The organism is Hyalangium minutum, from assembly GCF_000737315.1.
GTDB classification, from domain to species: Bacteria; Myxococcota; Myxococcia; order Myxococcales; family Myxococcaceae; genus Hyalangium; species Hyalangium minutum.
Window position 1 is genome coordinate 39,038 of sequence record NZ_JMCB01000007.1, and the last position, 19,256, is coordinate 58,293.

Annotated in this window: 21 protein-coding genes; 9 read left to right on the forward strand and 12 right to left on the reverse strand. The window is 67.9% G+C overall.

Translation table 11 applies throughout. The features are described from left to right. Positions 1-20: 20 nt before the first annotated feature. From DB31_RS19795 to DB31_RS19805, 3 genes are read right to left on the reverse strand one after another with little or no spacing between them, the layout of a single operon-like run. The gene (locus tag DB31_RS19795; protein WP_044190267.1) at positions 21-758 is read right to left on the reverse strand and encodes an iron-containing redox enzyme family protein; all 738 of its coding nucleotides are present in this window, start codon (positions 756-758) and stop codon (positions 21-23) included. A gap of 3 nt (positions 759-761) precedes the next feature. Then, positions 762-1,676 carry a GNAT family N-acetyltransferase gene (locus tag DB31_RS19800; RefSeq protein WP_044190269.1) on the reverse strand — a complete coding sequence of 305 codons (915 nt, stop codon included), beginning with the start codon at positions 1,674-1,676 and terminating at the stop codon, positions 762-764. After that, the gene (locus DB31_RS19805; RefSeq protein WP_157232081.1) at positions 1,673-2,632 is read right to left on the reverse strand and encodes a DUF3419 family protein; all 960 of its coding nucleotides are present in this window, start codon (positions 2,630-2,632) and stop codon (positions 1,673-1,675) included. Before DB31_RS19805 ends, DB31_RS19800 begins: the two co-directional genes overlap by 4 nt. Positions 2,633-2,701: 69 nt before the next feature. Here DB31_RS19805 and DB31_RS19810 point away from each other — a divergent pair, with 69 nt between their 5' ends. Both DB31_RS19810 and DB31_RS19815 read left to right on the forward strand, forming a co-directional pair. Beyond that, positions 2,702-3,637 (forward strand): fatty acid desaturase family protein, encoded by a 936-nt coding sequence (locus DB31_RS19810; protein ID WP_044190273.1) that lies wholly within the window; start codon positions 2,702-2,704, stop codon positions 3,635-3,637. Further along, positions 3,630-4,514: a phosphatase PAP2 family protein gene (locus DB31_RS19815; RefSeq protein WP_052420114.1), complete on the forward strand. Its 885-nt coding sequence runs from the start codon at positions 3,630-3,632 to the stop codon at positions 4,512-4,514. Before DB31_RS19810 ends, DB31_RS19815 begins: the two co-directional genes overlap by 8 nt. Here the strand turns inward: DB31_RS19815 and rraA are convergent. Continuing rightward, positions 4,477-4,971, reverse strand: coding sequence for a ribonuclease E activity regulator RraA (rraA, locus tag DB31_RS19820; protein WP_044190276.1), 495 nt, complete (start codon positions 4,969-4,971; stop codon positions 4,477-4,479). The genes DB31_RS19815 and rraA overlap by 38 nt on opposite strands. Before the next feature lie 195 nt (positions 4,972-5,166). On the opposite strand from rraA, the gene DB31_RS19825 reads away from it, so the two are divergent. Further along, a complete protein-coding gene (locus DB31_RS19825) occupies positions 5,167-5,493 on the forward strand; it encodes a hypothetical protein (RefSeq protein WP_044190808.1) in 327 nt (108 codons plus the stop codon). A gap of 8 nt (positions 5,494-5,501) precedes the next feature. Here DB31_RS19825 and DB31_RS19830 read toward each other — a convergent pair whose 3' ends face one another. Then, positions 5,502-6,248, reverse strand: a complete 747-nt coding sequence (locus DB31_RS19830) for a sulfite exporter TauE/SafE family protein (protein ID WP_044190279.1) — start codon at positions 6,246-6,248, stop codon at positions 5,502-5,504. A gap of 102 nt (positions 6,249-6,350) precedes the next feature. Here DB31_RS19830 and DB31_RS19835 point away from each other — a divergent pair, with 102 nt between their 5' ends. After that, complete coding sequence (locus DB31_RS19835) at positions 6,351-7,265, forward strand: LysR substrate-binding domain-containing protein (protein ID WP_240486776.1); 915 nt, start codon at positions 6,351-6,353, stop codon at positions 7,263-7,265. A gap of 10 nt (positions 7,266-7,275) precedes the next feature. Here DB31_RS19835 and msrB read toward each other — a convergent pair whose 3' ends face one another. The 5 genes from msrB to DB31_RS19860 form a co-directional block, all read right to left on the reverse strand. Next, entirely contained in the window at positions 7,276-7,698 is a 423-nt protein-coding gene (gene msrB / locus DB31_RS19840; RefSeq protein ID WP_044190283.1) for a peptide-methionine (R)-S-oxide reductase MsrB, read from the reverse strand. Positions 7,699-7,731: 33 nt separating this feature from the next. Next, positions 7,732-9,123: a hypothetical protein gene (locus tag DB31_RS19845; RefSeq protein WP_157232082.1), complete on the reverse strand. Its 1,392-nt coding sequence runs from the start codon at positions 9,121-9,123 to the stop codon at positions 7,732-7,734. Positions 9,124-9,214: 91 nt separating this feature from the next. Then, positions 9,215-9,592 carry a response regulator gene (locus DB31_RS19850; protein ID WP_044190286.1) on the reverse strand — a complete coding sequence of 126 codons (378 nt, stop codon included), beginning with the start codon at positions 9,590-9,592 and terminating at the stop codon, positions 9,215-9,217. 128 nt (positions 9,593-9,720) lie between these two features. After that, complete coding sequence (locus DB31_RS19855; protein ID WP_240486777.1) at positions 9,721-10,632, reverse strand: amidohydrolase family protein; 912 nt, start codon at positions 10,630-10,632, stop codon at positions 9,721-9,723. Between the two features lie 51 nt (positions 10,633-10,683). Continuing rightward, positions 10,684-10,917, reverse strand: coding sequence for a hypothetical protein (locus tag DB31_RS19860; protein WP_044190813.1), 234 nt, complete (start codon positions 10,915-10,917; stop codon positions 10,684-10,686). A 307-nt stretch (positions 10,918-11,224) separates the two neighbouring features. Between DB31_RS19860 and DB31_RS19865 the strand changes: the two genes are divergently transcribed. Then, the gene (locus DB31_RS19865; RefSeq protein WP_044190291.1) at positions 11,225-11,494 is read left to right on the forward strand and encodes a hypothetical protein; all 270 of its coding nucleotides are present in this window, start codon (positions 11,225-11,227) and stop codon (positions 11,492-11,494) included. Between the two features lie 117 nt (positions 11,495-11,611). Here the strand turns inward: DB31_RS19865 and DB31_RS19870 are convergent, their stop codons facing one another. Then, positions 11,612-13,690, reverse strand: a complete 2,079-nt coding sequence (locus DB31_RS19870; RefSeq protein WP_083968505.1) for a M3 family metallopeptidase — start codon at positions 13,688-13,690, stop codon at positions 11,612-11,614. A gap of 154 nt (positions 13,691-13,844) precedes the next feature. On the opposite strand from DB31_RS19870, the gene DB31_RS19875 reads away from it, so the two are divergent. Beyond that, complete coding sequence (locus tag DB31_RS19875; RefSeq protein WP_044190295.1) at positions 13,845-14,444, forward strand: DUF2378 family protein; 600 nt, start codon at positions 13,845-13,847, stop codon at positions 14,442-14,444. Positions 14,445-14,456: 12 nt separating this feature from the next. Here the strand turns inward: DB31_RS19875 and DB31_RS19880 are convergent, their stop codons facing one another. After that, positions 14,457-15,239 (reverse strand): TatD family hydrolase, encoded by a 783-nt coding sequence (locus DB31_RS19880; protein ID WP_044190297.1) that lies wholly within the window; start codon positions 15,237-15,239, stop codon positions 14,457-14,459. Positions 15,240-15,489: 250 nt separating this feature from the next. Between DB31_RS19880 and DB31_RS48910 the strand changes: the two genes are divergently transcribed. The 3 genes from DB31_RS48910 (at position 15,490) to glmS (ending at position 19,092) form a co-directional block, all read left to right on the forward strand. Continuing rightward, positions 15,490-15,675 (forward strand): hypothetical protein, encoded by a 186-nt coding sequence (locus DB31_RS48910; protein WP_157232083.1) that lies wholly within the window; start codon positions 15,490-15,492, stop codon positions 15,673-15,675. Positions 15,676-15,708: 33 nt separating this feature from the next. Continuing rightward, positions 15,709-17,097, forward strand: a complete 1,389-nt coding sequence (gene glmU / locus DB31_RS19885) for a bifunctional UDP-N-acetylglucosamine diphosphorylase/glucosamine-1-phosphate N-acetyltransferase GlmU (RefSeq protein ID WP_044190300.1) — start codon at positions 15,709-15,711, stop codon at positions 17,095-17,097. 159 nt (positions 17,098-17,256) lie between these two features. Further along, entirely contained in the window at positions 17,257-19,092 is a 1,836-nt protein-coding gene (glmS, locus tag DB31_RS19890) for a glutamine--fructose-6-phosphate transaminase (isomerizing) (RefSeq protein WP_044190304.1), read from the forward strand. The last annotated feature ends 164 nt before the right edge of the window (positions 19,093-19,256 follow it).

Sequence of the window (19,256 nt, forward strand, 5' to 3'; positions counted from 1 at the left end):
AGCGCTGTCACCGTCTGCGGCTACTTCGCGTTCCGGGGCAGCGCCCACCCGTCCGTCAGGCTGTGCGGCCCGGAGACCTCTCGCGCCACACGCCGCTTCCGGGCGCGGAAGAGGTCCTCATAGAGCCGCAGGAAGATGTACGCGCCGAGCTCGAGCCCTTGTTCCACCTGGTACGCCGCGCGGGGATCCTTCGCGGCCAGTGGCTCGATGCACCGGTAGAACCCTTCCGCGTGGCTCTGATCGAGCAGCTCGTGGGTGGGGTAGTGCGTCAGCTCCTCGGCACGCAGCCACCCGCGCTCCACGATGGCGCGGCCGATTCGCGCCGAGATGCCCGAGAAGAGATCCTCGATGACACCGAGCATGGCGAGCGCCGTGGGCGTGTCGTCATGCGCGCAGACCCCCTGGAGCGTCGAGTTGAACGCGCGCACCTCGGGCCACTGCGCCCGTCGATCGATCTCGGTGAGGCTCATCCCCAGCCTCTCGAGCAGGGTGAGGAACGTGCGCTCGTGGCTGAGGGAGAGGTCCCCACCGCCGTGCTCATCGCGCACGTTGTCGAGCAGGCTCAACCGCTGCTCGGCCCGAGGCAGCCGTGCCGCGAGCACCGCCATCGGGCGGGAGAAGTAGACGACCGCGTGGAGGAACTGGATCTGCGTCTCGACAAAGTCCTCGCGCTCGAAGGAGCCATCGCTCAGGGCGCGCAGATAGGGACTCTCGAAGGGGGCCAGCCGCACCTTCAGTCTCTGGAGGGCGTCGCGCATGCGTCAGATCTCGGAGGTGGGCATGTGCACCCACGTGACGGCGGCTGGCTGGAGCGAGAGCCGGAGCGAGTAGACCGTGCAGACCGCGCCTGGAGTGACTCCCTGAGAAGACAGCCAGGAGATGTGGTCGCCCAGGCGCTCGTCGATCGCGAAGCAGGCGCTGCCGGGGAGGCCGTGCCGGACGAGCTCTTCGCCGCACCGTCGCAGGTAGGCCCCCCACGAGGGCTGCCACGCTTCGGGACCCAGGGGCAGGTGGATGAGCGGCCAGGGCTGTCCCGAGGACACGAGCCGCAGATCCTTGCGTCCCGCCGTCGAGCAGAACCCCGGCTCGTCCACGTGCCCCGCTGGGCCCAGCACCGCCCCCGGCGAGCGAGGCGGAGGGGGCGCCTTGTCGAGCTCCAGCCGCGCCAGCGCCTCCGGTGAAGCGAAGTAGAGCTGCAGCCGGACGCCCGCATTGCTCATCTTGAACGGGTGCGCTCCTTGGGCCGTGCGCATCACGTCGCCGGTGGCTCCTCGCATCGCGGCTCCATAGAAGAGGCGCGTCTGCCGCAGGCCGCGATCGAGGATGACCCTGCCGAGCCCCGTCTGGATGAGCCGGCGCGAGAGCCCCTGGCCGCGCTCCTCGGCGGCCACCTTGAGATCGCACAGGTAAAGCGCGCGGAACTTCCGGCCGCTCACGAAGACATCCCGCATCACGCCCGCGATGGAGCCAATGACTCGCTCGCCCCGGAGTGCCAGGAGGAACCGGGCCTCGCCCAGGCCCGAGAAGAATGGGTGGTACTCGGGACCATGGTCGATGAAGAAGTGATCCGCTCCGTCGCCGATGGGATAGAGGATCGACTTCTCCAGGCGCCGCAGCTCCGGCACGTAGGGAGCGATCCCGCTCGCGTCGGTGAGCACGAAGCGGACGCGGCTCATGGAGGGCTGACCTTGGTGCCGATCTCGAAGCGCTCGTAGAAGAGACTGCGATCCCGATCCAGGAAGCCCTCGCTCAGCGCGTCATCGAACACGAATGCGGGCTCGAAGAAGCGGCGCAGCGTGCGCTGGTTGTTCAGCTGCCGGAGGAAGATGCGCGCCCCTGGCTTGGCCTCGTGCACCAGCCGCTCCGCCCAGGACGCGACGAGCGCGTCGCCCGACCAGTCGAAGATGTTCGAGAGGTGGATCAGCTCGAAGCGCCCGAGGTCCGGCACGTCGAGCAGCGAGCCCTCGATCAGGTTTACCGGGAGCGCTCGCCCCGCGTGGACGTAGGTCGGAGCATCCTCGGACCGGTAGCGCCCGAGCAGGACGTTCTGGAGGAAGGGGTTGCGAGCGCCATCGGTCCGCGAGAGCCCGCGCTCGAAGGCGCGCTGGAAGTAGCCGGGATAGGAGCCCCGCTCCGCATGCTGCGTGGCCGCCGGGCCGAACATGGCGTGCAGGAAGTCGTCGACGAACGTGACGGCGAATGCCGCGGGCCAGTAGGGCGAGGCTCGCCAGCGCTGGAACAGAGAGCGGCGGGCCGAGAGCGGAGTGCCGGGTGCGAAGTAGGACTCGAGCTCCTCCTCCGTCAGCACGAACTCCAGCAGGAAGCCACGGAGGATGCGGAAGAGCCCCTCGAAGGCGCCGCACTGGTTCAGCCCCTCGCGCGAGGAGTCCCCGACATTGAGCCGGTTCAGCTCGCCGCGCTCCACGGCCGCTGCCTTGTCCTGCAAGTGTGCGAGCTGGGCGGGGTTGGAGTCGAAGGCAAAGACTTCGAGCTGGGGGAACTCATGTTTCAGTGAGAGCGCGGTGCAGCCGCCCGAGGCCACCAGCAGCACGGAGTGGGCTCCGGTCGCGCGCACGAGCTGTGCCTCCAGCTCGGGATCCTCGCGGACGACCGCGAACTTGAGACGGCTCAACTTCCGTTCCTCCCACCGCAGTGAAGTGACGTCTCGCTATAACATGGGGGCCTCTGGGAGGGCTCCTCCATGCGCGCCATTTCACTGCCGGCGGAAAAGCTGAATGAACTGCAGCGAATCGAGCACCGGCACCTCGTGCGCCTGGTGGTGTTCGCCGCGCTCTACCTGGGGGCCGCCGCCGCGGTGACGGTGTTGGCGGAGCGGGTGACGGGGCCGCTCGGGTGGCTCGTGCGGGCGCCGCTCTATCTGCTCGCGGCGGCCTCGCTGCACGGCATCAGCCTCTTTACCCACGAAGGTGTACACGGGGCGCTCGCACGGCAGCTCGGATGGAACCGGGCGCTCGGCGCGGTCTGCGCGTGGCCGGTGCTGCAGAACTTCTCCGCGTACAAGGTGCTGCACCTGCGGCACCACGCCGACCTGGGCGGTGGCCATGATCCGGACCACTACACGAACTACACACCGCGCCCGTGGCTCGTCTTCTTGATGAACTGGGGACGCCTGCTGCTCGGCTATCCCGCGTACATCACGATGATCCCCATTCTCGGGTGGCGGCAAGGCACGGCCTCGGACCGCAGGTGGATCGCCTTCGAAGTGGCTGCGGTCTTGGGGCTCGGGGTGCTGGTGGTGGCTTCGCCGCTGCCGCGCGGGGCGCTGCTCCACGGCTGGGTCATCCCGATGATCATCATCAACACCCTGGTGAACATCCGGGGCATGAGCCAGCACACGCTCCTGGCCGAGCCCGCTCACCCGATTCGGGGCAGCCGGACGATCCTCACCAACCCGGTGACGACCTTCTTCATGTGCAACGAGAACTACCACCTCGAGCACCACCTCTTTCCCCGAGTGCCCTGGTACAACCTGCCGAGGCTCCACGCGCTGCTGAAGGACGAGCTCACCGCGCAGGGCGCTCCGTTCATCCCCTCGTACTTCGCCTTCGTGCGGCGGTGGGTGCTGCACTCGCTGGGCCGCCGGTCGCCGGAGCTGGACCTGTCCGCTCATGGCTGAGGTGCCGAAGCTGTGGGCACACGAGGCCGCGCAAGGGCTCCTCACGCTGGGCCTCCTCGTGTGGCTCGGGGCGAGCGCAGGGCTGATGCATCCGGCGACGGGGATGATCGCGGGCGTGGCGATCTTTCAGGCCGTGGTGCTCGTGGCGCTCCGGAGCACTGCCTCGGTGCTCCTGCAGAAGGTGCGGCTCGCGAGCGCCTACGTCGTGGGCCTGGCGCTGTTCAGCACGCCCCGGCTCGTAGTGCCCACGCTGGGTCTCTCTGTTCGTGACGAGCTGTTGCTCGGGCTGGATCGCACGCTGTGGGGAGAGACCCCCGCGGTGCTGCTCGCTCCCTTCGCGAGGCCCTGGCTCACCGAGCTCATGAGCACGTGCTACCTCTCGTATCACCTCTACTTCCATGGCGCGCTCGCCTACGCGCTGTGGCAGCCGCTGGAGAAGGGGAGACGGCTCTTCGAGTGGATGTTCACCGCCCTGCCACTGGGGATTGCCGGTTATCTGCTCGTGCCCGCCGAGGGACCGTTGAAGGCCCTGCAGGGGAGCTTCGGGACGCCCCTCTCGGGCGGTCCCATCACCACGCTCAATGATTGGGTGGTGCGGCACGGCAGCGCGGTCTACGACGTCTTCCCCAGCCTCCACGTGCTGATGACGTGCGTGCTCCTTGAGCACGATCGGCGAGAGCATCCGCGCCGCTTCCGGTGGATGCTCCCGGTGGCGGTGGGGCTCATCGTGTCGACGGTGTATCTGCGCTACCACTACGCCGTCGATCTGGTGGCGGGCTTCGGGGTGTTCGTGGCCGTGCGGTACGGGTGGAGCTGGTCAGAAAGGCGCGCCGGACGCCTCAGCCCTTCTTGGCAGCGAGCACCGCGGGATCGATGAGGAGGACGCCATCCTCATCGGCGAACAGCATGTCGCCGGGGTTGCAGCGCGTGCCGGCGATCTCCAGGGGGACGTTCACCTGGCCCTCGCCGTTCTTCAGGGAGCGACGTGGAGTGACCCCGAGCGCCCGGATTCCCAGGTCCAGCGTCTCGAGCACCGCGGTGTCGCGCACGCAGCCGAAGATGACCACGCCCGCCCAGCCGTGGCCGAGCGCCTGCTGGGCGAGCATGTCTCCCATCAGGGCGTAGCGCTGGCTGCCTCCGCCGTCGACCACCAGCACCCGGCCCTCGCCGAGCGTGCCCACCAGCTCCTTCACCCGCGAGTTGTCCTCGAAGCACTTGACCGTCACCACGGGGCCCTGGAAGCGGCGCTTGCCGCCGAAGTTCCGGAAGAGGGGAGGCAGGACGCGGGCCTGTTCGCCGTACGCGTCCGAGAGATCGCAGGTGCTCTGCTCCATGGGAGGCTCCTTCTGACGGCGGGTATGGCCCGAGAGCGGGCCTGTCTGAGGCTCGCGAGGCTGTATACCGCTCACGAGGGCCTGGCGGGCAAGCCTTGCTTACCCGCCTCCTCGCCGGACCTACGGACGCGCTAGGGGCCCTGCGGGATGACACGGGCGGCGGTGGTTCGCACCTTGGACCCGGAGGTGCCGAGCATGGCGGACAGTCCTATCGAGAGGCAGCACCAGCGCGAGCGCGAGCAGGAGCGGCAGCGGCTGCGCGAGCAGGAAGAGAAGGACCTGGAGGTGGAGTCCCGGCGGGAGCCCCGTCCGCTGGAGGGCTTCGCGGGAGGGCACACCACGTGGACGGGCCAGCAGGACGACGAGGCCGCCGCGCGAGTGCACGCCCGAGACGCCGAGGAGTCGTGGAAGGCCAGTGAGCGTCAGGCCCGCCTGGAGCCAGAGCCAGACCAGCGCGATCCCGACATCGACGAGCAGGCGCGCCTGCGCGGCGAGGAGCCCGTCTCCCATCGCGAGGAGTAGCGTCGGGTTCAGGGCGCTCGCAGGAAGTACGCGAGCGTGATGAGGGCGGAGAGAATCGAGACGCCCATCCGGAGGCGCCGGGGGGCCCAATACCGGGCAGCCCGCGCTCCCAGATAGCCGCCCCACATGGCGGCGAACAGCAGGGCCAGTGTCTGGGGCCACCACACCTTGCCCGCGGCGATGAAGCACACCACGGCGACGGCATTCGTGGCGGCGACGAGGAGCGTCTTGGCCGGGTTCAAGGTGGTGAGCTCCGCGGGGCTGAGCAGGCTCCACACCGCCATCATCATGATGCCCACGGCCCCGCCGAAGTAGCCGCCGTACACCGCGAGCAGGAACTGAGCCATGAGCACCGGGCCTGCTCCGATGCGCCGAGTGCGCCGCAACACCTGGCCTGCGCGTGGACCGAATACGAACACCAGCGTCGCCAGCAGCAGCAGCCACGGGATGAACGCATTGAAGACGGAGAGGGGCGTGAGCAGCAGCAGCAGTGCGCCCACGAACCCACCGGCGAGGCTCACCCCCATCAAGGCGCGAAGGGAGACTCCACCCATGGCCGTGAGGTCAGCCCGGTAGGCCCACGTGCTGGCGAGGCTCCCGGGCAGCAGCGCGACCGTGCTGGAAGCATTCGCGGAGACCGAAGGCACGCCCACGAGCATGAGAGCGGGGAGGGTGACGAACGAGCCGCCTCCCGCGAGGGCGTTCATGGCACCCGCGAGGAAGCCTGCTCCGGCCAGAAGCATCCAGGTGTTCATGCCACGAGCTTGCGAGCCGTCGAGGCCCCAGACAATGTGGCAGTGGCGAAGGTAGCCTTCGGATTCTCCGAAGGCAGAGCGGTGCGCCTTGCTCCGGGAGCCATGATGCGCTTCGACCTGACGGATCTGCGGCTGTTTCTCTGGGTGGCGGAAGCCGGGAGCATCACTCGAGGCGCGGAGCGGGCTCATCTGGCCTTGGCCTCTGCCAGCGCACGGCTCCGGGGAATGGAGGAAGAATTGAAGGTGCCGCTCCTGGAGCGGGAGCGGCGTGGGGTCCGCCTGACGGCGGCGGGACGGGCTCTGGTCCACCATGCGCAGGCCGTGCTGCAGCAGGTCGAACTCATGCGCGGCGAGCTCGCGAGCTTCGCGGGAGGGTTGAAGGGGCAGGTGCGTCTCTTGTCCAACACGGCGGCGATGACCGAGTTCCTGCCCGAGAAGCTCAGCGCTTTCCTTGCCGTTCACCCAGAGGTGGATGTGGATCTGGAAGAGCGGCTCAGCTCCGAGATCATCCCCGCAGTGGCCGAGGGCCGGGCCGAGGTGGGGCTCGTCGCCGATACGGTGGACCTCGGAGGGCTCGAGACCTTTCTGCTCCAGCCGGATCGGTTGGTGCTCGTGACGTCACGAGGCCATCCCCTCGCGGGGCGCCGCACGGTTGCCTTCGCCGAGGTGCTCGGAGAGCCTTTCATCGGGTTGGGGGAGGGGAGTGCGCTCCAGCAGTATCTGGCCTCACAGGCTGCCCGCCTGGGCCGCCGTCCCAAGTACCGGGTGCGGCTGCGCAGCTTTGACGCGGTCTGCCGGATGGTGGAGCGGGGCGTCGGCATCGGAGTGGTTCCCGAGACCGCGGCTCGCCGCTGTCAGCGCTCCAGGGCCCTTCGCAAGGTCGTCTTGAGCGACGCCTGGGCGGTGCGCCGCCTCTGCTTGTGCGTGCGCCGGTACCGCGAACTGTCGCCCCAGGCCCGGTTGCTCGTCGACGCACTTCGGTCAGACGAACGCACGTCCGGGCCCGGCACGAGATGACCGGTGGGCGCTACTTCTTCACCAGCTCGATGGGCTGGCCCTCCGGCACGTGCTTCATCGCCACCGAGTTCATGCAGTAGCGCAGCCCGGTGGGAGGCGGGCCATCCGGGAAGACGTGGCCGAGGTGGCCGTCACACCGGGCGCAGCGCACCTCGGTGCGGACCATCCCGTGCGAGCGATCCTGAATTTCGGCCACCGCGTCCGGGCCGATGGTCTGCGTGAAGGAGGGCCACCCGGTGCCGGACTCGAACTTCACGCCCGCTTTGAAGAGCGGGTTGCGGCAGCCGGCGCAGACGTAGGTTCCAGGATCCTTCGTGCCCAGGAAGCACCCCGTGCCCGGGTACTCCGTGCCGTGCTGGCGCAGCACATCGTACTCCTCAGGAGTGAGGCGCTTGCGCCACTCGGCATCGCTCAGGGTCAGCTTTTCCACCATGACGTGTGACTCCTCTTGGGACTCGGCTCCGAGTCAGTCGTGAGCCAGGTAGCGTACCGCGCCCGAGCCGAACATCTGCTCGGGAGCTTGCCGCTGCCCACGAGGTTCGTGCGCACTGGCCAACAGGGGCTTGCCTCCGGGACCCGGTGGGCCCGGCTCCACCACGGCGAACCGCAGACCCACGGCCGTCTTGGCCAGGGCGATGATGGGCAGTCCCTTGGCCGCGGCCTCCAGCAGGGCCGGGCCATCCACCGCGCGCCACCCTCGCGAGGGCGCGGTCTCGTTCAGCCACTTCCACAGCTCCGTGGGCGTGCCAGGCCGGAAGTGGCCGGAGAAGCCCACGGCGAAGGCTCGCTCCAGCGTCGTGTGCTGCGAGTTCATGACGTCGAAGACGAAGAGGTGCCCGGACTCGCGTGGCTCTTGGGAGCGCGGCGCGTAGCGCGGGTTGACCGCCACGGCGTACGGGTTGATGACGTTCTGCGTGTGGATGACCGTGCGCTGGCCTGGGTAGCTCTGCACGGGGGCCCGGAGGCTCGCCTCGGGGTGGGTGATGGAGAGGCCCTCGGCGGGAGCGCGGCCGTCGTAGACGAGGTTCACGTCAGGGCTGTGAACTCGCTGCGGGCCTGTGGCCTCTCCGCTCAGAAGGACGCGAGGGTTGCTGCCCAGCGCGGGCCTCGGGCCCGTGGCCTGGGGCGCTGCGGCGGGAACTGGCGGGGCTGCATCCGGTGCAGCGGGCCGGATGGAGGGGAAGGGGGCTCGGGTGGTGCGGGACGAGCCCTTCCGCGTGAGGGCGAACTTGCGCTCTTTCTCGGCCTGCTCCGCCAGCTTGTGAAGGTGGCTGGCCTTCAACATTACCGAGGTGGATTGCCCGGCTTTGCGAGGCACATCGGCTGGCGGCTCATCCGCGCGGGCCTCCGCTGGACGCTTCGGCGGGAGCGCGGCTCTGCCAGGGGAGCTCGTGCCGGCGCGGTCGCCCGCGGGCCGCTCGGCGAACTTCGTGACTGCGGGAACGGAGCGGGAGGCCTCACTCGCGGGAGCAGGAGCGGCACTGGATTTCGCTGCGGGCTGCGCGGGCGAAGCCGGAGGCGGGGCGCTGGCGGCGGCAGGCACGGCAGCCCGCGAGGCCTGGGTCCGTGAGGGCTCGGACGGTGGAGCCGCTGGCGGTGGCGCGCGTCCAGGGGCTTCACCCGCTTCGGGAACGAGGTCGGAGAAGCGGACCGGCTTCATGGGCACGGTGGGAGCGCTGTGGATCCCCCGCTCTCCGGTTCGGGGCGCCGGCCGCATGGGCACCGTCGAAGCGCTGGAGGAGCGCTTCTCTCCCACGTCCACGATGGGCATCTCGGGAACGGTGGGAGCGCTCTCCGGCGGAGGCTTGCCAGGAGGTCCACCCTTCGGACCACGGGAATGGGAGTTGTCCTGTGCCACGGAGGGCTACCTCAAAGGCGGTGAGGGATGGCTGCACAGCCATCGTACCGCGACCGCCTCGCCCCGTCGTGCATGCGCGGGGCAGCGCGCGTCAGTGCATCAGGGACATCTCGGGCGGGCCGACGATCTGCTGCACCGTCATCCGCACCTTGTCGAGATCCACGGGCTTGGAGATGTAGCCGGCGGCACCGACCAGCTCCGCCTCCCACTCGAAGCCGTAGCCCGAGATGATGATGATGGGGAGGTTGCGGGCACGCGGCATCTTCTTCAGCGCGTCCAGCAAGCCCCACCCGCTCATGACGGGCATCCGCAGGTCCAACAGCACCGCGGCGGGCATGTCACCCTCCAACAGGTCCAGCGCCTCCCGGCCGTTGGAGGCCTGGACGGTGCGGTAACCCAATTCCTCGAGGGCATCGCAGATGAGCGTGCGGTGGCTCGCGTCGTCATCGACGACCAGGATGTGGGACATGGTGAGGCCTCGGTAAGACAGTCAACGGGGGTGGGGTGATTCTATGGTGGCCAAGATGGGATCGATCTCTCCATAGCGGAAGTGGGGGATCCAATTTTCAACACCGGGTCCTCACAGGAATGATCTTTTCAGGGCGCGCCGGCCCCGAATAGACGCAGTGCGTTCTGACCGAGCAGCCCCGCCTCGGTCTCATCCCCCAGCTTCAGTCCCAGCAACTGCTTCAGCTCCCGGTCCCACGCGTAGGGCAGCTGGGGGAAGTCCGTCCCATAGAGGATGCGCTCGGGGCGCACATCCAAGGCACGGCGCGGCAAGGCGATGGGGAAGTAGTCCGCCATGGCCATGGTGGTGTCCAGCCAGAGGGTGTCGTAGCGCTCCAGCAGGCGCACGTAGCCGTCGAACTCGTCCGCCCCGAGGTGGGGCACGCAGAGCTTCAGCGTGGGGTGGTCCTGGAGCACGCGCTCCACCCGCTCTACCGCACATAGCGCGTGGGCGTCACACTTGTAGTGCGGGCTCGAGGGCTCGCGTCCGGCGTGCATGACGAGCGGACGGCCCGCCTGGGCGCATGCGGCGTAGACTTCGTGCAGTGCGGGGGCGTCTGGAGCGAAGCACTGCACGTGGCAGTGCAGCTTCACGCCCGAGAGCCCCATCGCGAAGGCCTCGGCGAGGATGTCCGCCGCGCCCTCCTCGCCGGGCAGCACCGTGGCCAGCCCCATGACGCGCGGCTCGGTCTTCACCACCTCGGCCATGTACTGGTTGAGCATGCGCGCCATGCCCGGCTTGTGCGAGTAGGCCAGCGCCACCACCCGGCTCACTCCGCGCGACAGCAGGAAGGCCACCGCCTCGGGCGTGTGCAGCTTGTAGCGGATGGGCCAGCCGTACTGCTCGAACCAGCGCCAGATGGCCTCGACGACGCGGTCCGGGAAGAGGTGCACGTGCGCATCCACCACCGGCGGGAGCCCTGCGGGCAGCCTCAGCCCCTCCTCGTCATTCAGTGCGGGCATCGGCGGGCGGCCACGGCTGGGATCCAGCCACGAGGCCATTGCGCCAAGACACGTGGGAATGTCGTCAGGGGACATAAGAGGAGTGGGCCACTACTCCTTCTTTGGGCCCTGGGGACCGGGCTCCTGGTCCAGCCGCCGCAGGAAGTCCTGCTGCTGCCGGTAGCCCTGGCGCTCCAGGCGCTGGGCCTCGATGAGGTCCGCCACTTTCGAGCAGACCTGACCCAGCACCCGCAGCGAGTCCGCGAGGATCTTCTCCACCTGGTCCTGGGCATCCGGCCGCTTGACGATTGTCGGATCGCGGCGGAACGGCAGTGGCAACTTCATCCAGGCCAATCTAGGGGAAGTGCCGCCGGGGCGCGACCGTCCTGCTGCACCGGAGCGGCACAGAGACCGCCTGATCGGCCGTCTGGACAATTGACGCGGTACGCTGCCATCAACAGGTTTACAGTCCGGCAAATTTACAAAATATGGAGTGTTGGGCTGTTGGATCTTGCAACAGTCCCCCTGTTTGCCGCCAACCCACGGAAATTCCAGGTGTTTGACGAATTTTCAAAGGGGGGATGACAGGAAGTTAATTCGTGTTTAGAGTTCTCCGCACCTGAAACCCACTCCACTTATGGGGGGCTGCGCGATGGCTTACGACGGCGAGCTGGTAAAGATGGAAAATGGTCGCTGGGCGCGGTTCCAGCGGTGCCGGGTGCACCGGCCCGGCGTGGAAGACGCGGGCGAGACGATGCTGCTGATCGCGGTGGAGCTCGAGGACCGCTACCAGCGCATGCTGGAGACCGTGGCGGACTCGCTGGCCCAGTATCGTCGCCAGGGCATCCCCGTGCAGGTGCGCATGGATGAGACGCAGGGCGTGACGCTGCAGCCGGAGCTGTCCGAGGCGCTCGTTCACTGAGGCTGACGGAGCGGCTCGCACCGCAGGGTGAGCCGCTGTTCACCGCTTAACAGCACCGAGGCCCCGCGCCGTTAACGGCACGGGGCCTCTGCTTTTTACGACGCGTTGCGGCTGATCTCAGTTGCCGTTCAGCCAGCGCTCATAGGCCTCGAAGCCGTACTCGCGGCCGAGGAAGTCCTTCACCAGCAGTGCGGCATCCTTGGCGCCACCAGGCTCGAGCACGGTGTGGCGGTAGCGCATGGCGGGCGCGGGGTTCATGAGGCCCTCGGCCTGGAAGGGCGTGAAGAGGTCCTTCGCGATCACCAGCGACCACATATAGGTGTAGTAGGCCGCCGAGTACCCATCGAGGTGGCCGAAGGACAGGTGGAAGTAGGTGTCCGAGGCGTACTTGAAGGGCGTGTACTTCTCCTGGAGCTGCTTCACCATGGCGGTGGTGTCCAGGCCCTTGGGGTCGCGGTTGTAGAGGCCCAGGCTGATGGACGCGTAGAACATCTGCTGGCGCACCCCGAGCCCCTTGCCGAACTCGTCCGCCTTCTTCATGCGGCCGATGAGGTCCGTGGGCAGAGGCTCGTTGGACTGGTAGTGCTTGGCGAACGTCTGGAGCGACTCCGGGGACCAGGCCCACTCCTCGAGCATCTGCGAGGGGGCCTCGACGAAGTCCATCTCGGTGCGGGTGCCGGAGATGCCCGCCCAGCGCGCGCGGCCGCCGAGGATGTGGTGCAGCAGGTGGCCGAACTCGTGGAAGAAGGTCTCCACGTCGGTGTGCTGCATGAGCGCGGGCTCGGCGCCGGGCTTGGGGAAGTTGCACATCAGCACGCCCTCGGGGAGCGTCTTGCCGGCCCTGCCGCTGGCCAAATCCCACTGCGCCGCGTGCTTGTACTTGTTCTCGCGCGGGTGCATGTCCAGGAAGATGCGGCCCAGCAGCGTGGAGCCCTCGTAGATGTCATAGGTCTCGATGTCCGGGGACCAGACCTTCGCGTCCGCCACGCGCTTGTAGGTGATGCCGAACATGCGCGAGGTGATGTCCAGCACGCCGTCGCGCACGCGGGTGTACTCGAGGTAGGGGCGCACGGCCTGCGAGTCGAAGTTGTACTGCTCGGCCTTCACCCGGTCCTCGAGGTACGGCTGGTCCCACGGGTTGACGACGGCGGCCTTCGGGTCGTCCTTGCGCTTGCGGGCCAGCAGCGTGTCGTAGTCGGCCTTGGCGCGGGCGCCGGAGACGGTCGTGATCTTCTCGATGAAGTCCGCGGCGGCCTTCTCCGTGCGGATCATCTTGTCCTCGGTGGTGTAGGCGGCCCAGTTCGGGTAGCCCAGCAGCGTGGCCAGCTCGTAGCGCTTGGAGAGCATGCGCGACAGGGTGTCGAGGTTCTTCGGGTAGCCGCGCTGGCGGTAGACGCGCCAGAGGGCTTCGCGGGCCTTGGCGCTCTTGGCGTACGCCATGAACGGCGTGTAGTCCGGATAGTCCGTGGTGATGCGCACCTTGCCGTTGGCGCCGGGGGCGTGGGCGCGCACGTAGTCGTCAGGCAGGCCCGCGAGCTCCTTGGGATCCAGCTCCACGCTGCGCACGTCCTCGCGGATGTTCTTGCCGAACTCCTGGCCAATCTTGGTGAGCTCCTCCTTGAGTGCGAGCACCTGGGTGCGGGTGGCCTCGTCCTTGTCCACGCCGACACGGCGGAAGTCGCGCAGCTGGTGGCTCACGTACTGCTTCGTGGCGCCGTCCTGCTGGCTCAAGTCCAAGCTGGACAGCACGTCATAGACGCCGCGATCCAGGCCGATCTCGGTGACGGCCTTCTCCACCTCGGTCTCGCACTCCTGGGAGACGGTGCGCATGGCCTCGTCCGGGTGCGAGTTGGTGGCGATGGCGGCGCGCCCGGCGGTGTTGGCGAGCAGGGCCACGGCCTCGTCGAAGATCTCCAGCGCCGCGACGGTCTCCCGAGGCGCCGGCAGCGCCTTGAAGCGGGCGATGGAGTCCCGGGCCTTCTGGATGTCCTGGCGGCAGGACGCCTGGAACTGAGGCGCAGTGCCCGTCAGATGGCGCGCCGCGTCTGGAACCAGGGCCGCAGGGCGGGGAGCCGCCGCGGCAGCCGGGGTGGGGGCCTCCTGGGAGGAGGCCTGGGAGTCAGGGGTGTTGGCGGTGGAACTGGCGCACCCTGCGAGCGCAGAGGCGGCCACGAGAGCAAGTGTGAGGCGACGCACGGGGTAGGTCCCTTCAGAGGATGGGGCGGCGGGTTTTAACCCAGGACGGGCCGAAACATTTCTTCACGGAACGGCAATAGCGGGCCAAAGGGGCCCGTATTGAATGGCGGCTACTGGATGGGCGCGGCCGGCGCCCTGGACAGGGGAGCCCTTCATGGTGCTGGAGACGAGCCAGGAGATTGGACGCGAGCCCGTGGTGTTCGGCCACGCGCTGGAGACCTTGCTGGCCGAGGCGGAGGTGCTGGCGCCGCACACGCTGGACGAGTTCGCGCGGCTGGGCCTGTCTCCGCTGCACCAGCTGGAGGTGGCCTACCCAGTGGAGGTGTGGTCCGAGGCGCTGCGGATCCTCGTCCAGGCGCTCTCGGCGGATGTGGGCACGGCGGCGGCGGAGTTCCTGCTGGGCCAGCGCTACTCGGAGCGGTCCCTGAGCTCGCGAATCGGCTCGGCCATGAACGCGCATGCCAAGGTGGTGGGCCCGGAGCGGACGCTGATGCGCACGGCGCGCAACCTGCGCATGGTCAACAACTTCTTCGACGCCACCGTGCGCGAACTGCCGGGCGGCAGGGGCTGGGAGCTGGTGACGAAGCCGCTGGTGCAGTTCGCTCTGTCGAGCAAGCGCCTGATGGATCCTCCCCACTTCCTGCGGGGTGTGCTCAGCAAGGCTCTGGAGGCGGCCGGTGCCAAGGGCGTCCGCATGGAGCTGGTGGAGCACGACGAGGTGCTCGGCACCGCCACGTTCCACATCTTCTTCTGAGCGTGAGGGGCCTCACGCCTTGAGCTGGAAGAAGCGCTCGGCGTTCTCGTTGGCCACGCGCCGGACGATGCGGTCGGAGAGGTTGGCCTTCGCCAGCAGGCGGGCCAGGCGCGCCAGCCCGAGTATGTCCCCGGCGCCATCTCCCGCATCCGAGTTGAGCACCAGCCGCTCGCTGCCGAGCTTCCGCACCAGCGCCACCGCGCGCTCGGCCTTGAGCGCCTCCGGGTGCAGCGTCAGCCCCGCCCAGTGTCCGCAGCCCAGGATGGCACTCACCGTGCGCCCCGTGGCGTGGTCCACCAGCACCCGTGTGGGCAGCACCCCCGAGGTGCGCAGCAGTGTGAGGATGCGCCGGGTGTGCCGCTCCTTGTCCTGCAGCGGTGTGTGCACCACCACCCGCAGCTTCAGCCGCCGCGCCAGCGCCAGCTGCTCCAGGAAGGCCTCCTCCTCCTCCTCGCCGCCCGCGTGCAGCCCCGTCTCTCCCAGCGCCACCACGCGCCCACCTTGGAAGTAGTCCGGCAGGCGCGAGAGCACCTCGGACAGCCCTCGCCGGGGGATGCAGCGCGGGTGCACCCCGAGCGCCGCATACGCCCGGATGCCCAGCTTCTCCAGCCGTGGCAGCTGCCGACCCACCAGGTCATCGAAGTGCGCCAGCAGCGACTTGGCCGTGGGCTCCGCGAAGTGGTGCGCCACCACCAGCGCCCGCTCCACCCCGAAGAAGCGCATGGACTCCAGGTCCTGATTGCTCAGGGCCTCCGGGTGCAGGTGCGCGTCGAAGAGGCTGGGAAGTTCTGGCACGGGCGGCGTTCTCTCGGTGCTGAGGACCGAAACCTATAACCCGAGGACGACGCGCCGCCGTCGCTTTCCCAAAACTCATGGGCCCCGTAACGCTCGATACAGGGCACTTCCCCCATTGCCTCTTGTCCGCAGCCTCATTTCCTGGCTCTTTTCGCCCGCAGTTTTTCGGGGGGACCCGGTACGGAGTTTCACCATGGTCAGAGAATTTTACTTGTACGGGTGTAAGAATCCGCACAAGATGGAAAACGCCATGAGTCGCCAACCGGGGGTTCTGATGAGCACCACCGCGAAGCCCATGCAGCACCCACCTTCACCCTCCCAGGAGGTGAAGGTGTTCTACCGCCCACGGTTCGGGATCCGGGCCGAGAGTGGTGGGTTGTGTGTAGAGGTCAGCGCGCTTCCAGAGAAGGACAAGGGCGAGCCCCCTCGCGGTTGACGATCAGAAACGGGCTCCCTATTTCTCCGCCGCATGTCCTCTCCCTTAGCGGCGGTGGTGTTGTGTGCCGGCAAGGGCACCCGGATGAAGTCCGAGAAGGCCAAGGTCCTTCACGCCATTCTGGGCAGGCCCCTGTGTTTCTATCCTCTGAAGCGCGCGCTTGAGCTGGGCGCCTCTCCGCTGGTTCCGGTGGTGGGCCATCAGGCCGCCGAGGTGGAGAAGGCCATCCAGGCGCAGCTCCCCGCGGCCACGCTGCGCTTCGCGCTCCAGAAGGAGCAGCGCGGCACCGCGGATGCGGTGCGCTCGGCTGAGGGGGCGCTGAAGGACTTCTCGGGCCGCGTCCTCATCCTCTATGGAGATGTGCCGCTGCTGCGCCGTGAGACGCTGGAGGCGCTGGTGGCCGCGCACGAGAAGGGCAAGGCCACGCTCTCCATGGTCGCCACGGTGCTGGACGACCCCACGGGCTACGGCCGCGTCATCCGCGAGGGTGGCAAGGTGGTGCGCATCGTCGAGCACAAGGACGCCACCCCGGAGCAGCGTGCCGTGCGCGAGTGCAACGCGGGCATCTACCTGGTGGAGTCCTCGTTCCTCTGGAAGGCGCTGGCGGAGATCCAACCGCAGAACGCCCAGGGCGAGTACTACCTGACGGATCTGGTGGAGATGGCGGCGAAGCTGGGGCCCGTGGCCTCGGTGGAGGCGGACGCCACGGAGACGGCGGGTGTGAATGATCGCGTGGAGCTGGCGGCGCGCGCTCGCGTGCTGCAGCAGCGGATCAACGAGCGCCACATGCGCGCGGGCGTCACCCTGGTGGACCCGCCCAGCACCTTCATCGAGGAGGACGTCACCATCGGCGCGGACACGGAGCTCGGTCCGCAGGTGATGCTAGCAGCCGGCTCCGTGGTCGGGCGCAACGTCACCATCGGGCAGGGGAGCGTGCTGACGGCCTCCTCGGTGGCGGACGGCACCACCATCAAGCCCTACTCGGTCTTCGAGGAGGCCAAGGTGGGCGAGCGCTGCATCATCGGCCCGTTCTCCCGCCTGCGCCCGGGCACCGAGCTGTCCGAGGAAGTGCACCTGGGCAACTTCGTGGAGACGAAGAAGGCCCGGATCGGCAAGGGCTCCAAGGCCAACCACCTGGCGTACCTGGGCGACGCGAAGATCGGCTCGGGCTGCAACGTGGGGGCCGGCACCATCACCTGCAACTATGACGGAGTGAACAAGCACGTCACCGAGTTGGGCGATGGCGTCTTCATCGGCTCCGACACACAGTTGGTCGCGCCAGTGAGCGTGGGTGATGGCGCGTACGTCGGCGCGGGGACAACCGTGACGAAAAATGTACCGCCTGGGAGCCTCGCTGTGTCCAGGGTGCCTCAGGTGAACAAGGAGGGCTGGGTCGCGAAGAAGAAGGCTCGGCAGGGATAACTTCTTGATTTTCGGGCGGTTTCCGAGGGCCGCCCTGGCCACGCTACAATGGCGCGGCTCTTGCTCGGTAAGAAAACCGGAAGACGGCGAGACACAGTGGCTCGGGAGCCCGCGGAGCATCTCCGAGGAGCTCGGGTGAGTGAGAGAGGGGTCTGAAACATGTGCGGCATCGTTGGTTACGTGGGTGACAAGGAGTCGGCTCCGATTCTGGTATCCGGCCTGAAGAAGCTGGAGTACCGCGGCTACGACTCGGCCGGTGTGGCGGTGGTGAACCGCAACCAGCTGAACGTGGTGCGCGCCACGGGCAAGCTGAAGAACCTGGAGAACCGCGTGGCCCAGGAGGTGCCCAAGGGCACCATTGGCATCGGCCACACGCGGTGGGCCACGCACGGTCGCCCCTCGGACGAGAACGCCCACCCGCACTCCTATAAGGGCGTGGCTGTCGTCCACAACGGCATCATCGAGAACCACCTCGCTCTCAAGGAGGAGCTGCGGGCCAAGGGCCACATCTTCTCCTCGGAGACGGACACCGAGGTCTTCGCCCACCTCATCTACGATGAGCTGGAGCGCGGCGTGGACCTGGTCGAGGCCGTCCGCCTGGCCATCAAGCAGGTGAAGGGCACCTACGCCCTGGCGGTCGTCACCGCGAATGATCCGAACCGCATCGTCTGCACCAAGGACTCCTCGCCCATGGTGCTGGGCCTGGGCCAGGGACAGAACTTCGTGGCCAGCGACGTGCCGGCCCTGCTCGAGCACACCCGCGACTTCGTCTACATGGAGGAGGGCGATCTGGCCGTCGTCACCGCCCAGCGCGTAGACATCTACAACCGCCAGGGCCAGATCGTGAACCGGCCCACCCGCCGCATCGACTGGACGCCGATGATGGCGGAGAAGGGCGGCCACAAGCACTTCATGCACAAGGAGATCTGGGAGCAGCCCCGCGCCATTGCGGACACCCTGCGCGGCCGCATGCTCCTGTCCGAGGGCGACATCCACTTCGAGGGCTGGAACCTCTCCCCGGAGAAGGCGCGCGCCATCAGCAAGGTGACCATCCTCGCGTGTGGCACCTCGTGGCACTCGGGCGTGGCCGGCAAGCACATGATCGAGTCGCTGGCGCGCCTCCCCGTCGAGGTGGAGCTGGCCAGCGAGTTCCGCTACCGCGATCCGATCGTCGACTCCTCGCATCTGGCCATCGCGATCAGCCAGTCTGGTGAGACGGCCGACACGCTGGCGGCCTTCAAGGAGGCCAAGCGCCGCGGCGCCACCGCCATGGCCATCTGCAACGTGATGGGCAGCGCGATGACGCGCGAGGCGGACATCTCCGTGCTGACCAACGCGGGCCCGGAGATCGGCGTGGCCTCCACCAAGGCCTTCACCACGCAACTGGTGACGCTCTACATGCTGGCCATCAAGCTGGGCCGCATGCGTGGCACGCTCACCGTGAAGCAGGCCCAGGAGCACCTGACGCACCTGACCGAGATCCCCAAGATGATCGAGGACGTGCTCAAGTGCGAGCCGTCCGTGAAGCGCGTGGCCCGCGACTTCATGAACTCGCAGGACTTCCTCTTCCTCGGCCGCGGCCCCATGCACCCGGTGGCGCTCGAGGGCGCGCTGAAGCTCAAGGAGATCTCCTACATCCACGCCGAGGGCTACGCCGGCGGCGAGATGAAGCATGGCCCCATCGCGCTCATCGACGAGAAGATGCCCGTGGTGGTGATCGCGCCCAAGCAGCCGCACGTGGCCTACGAGAAGATCATCGGCAACATCGAGGAAGTGCGTGCCCGCGGCGGCAAGGTCATCGCGATCATCGACGAGGATGACGCGCACGTGAGCTCGCTGGCCGACCACGTCATCCGCATCCCGCCGGCCTGCGCCCTGCTGGCGCCGGTGGTGGCCACCATCCCGCTGCAGCTGCTCGCCTACCATGTGGCCGAGATGCGCGGGAACGACGTGGACCAGCCGCGCAACCTCGCCAAGAGCGTCACCGTCGAGTAGACGGGTCGCCTGATAACAGCCGAAACCTGTAAATCGACAAGCCCGGGTGCCTCCTCAGCGAGGTCCCGGGCTTTGTTGTTTCAATTTTGTTGTTTCACCCAGAGCGTGACCCATTGGGTATTGCTAGCATGGGAAAAATACGTTACCTATAGAATAGGTAAGTT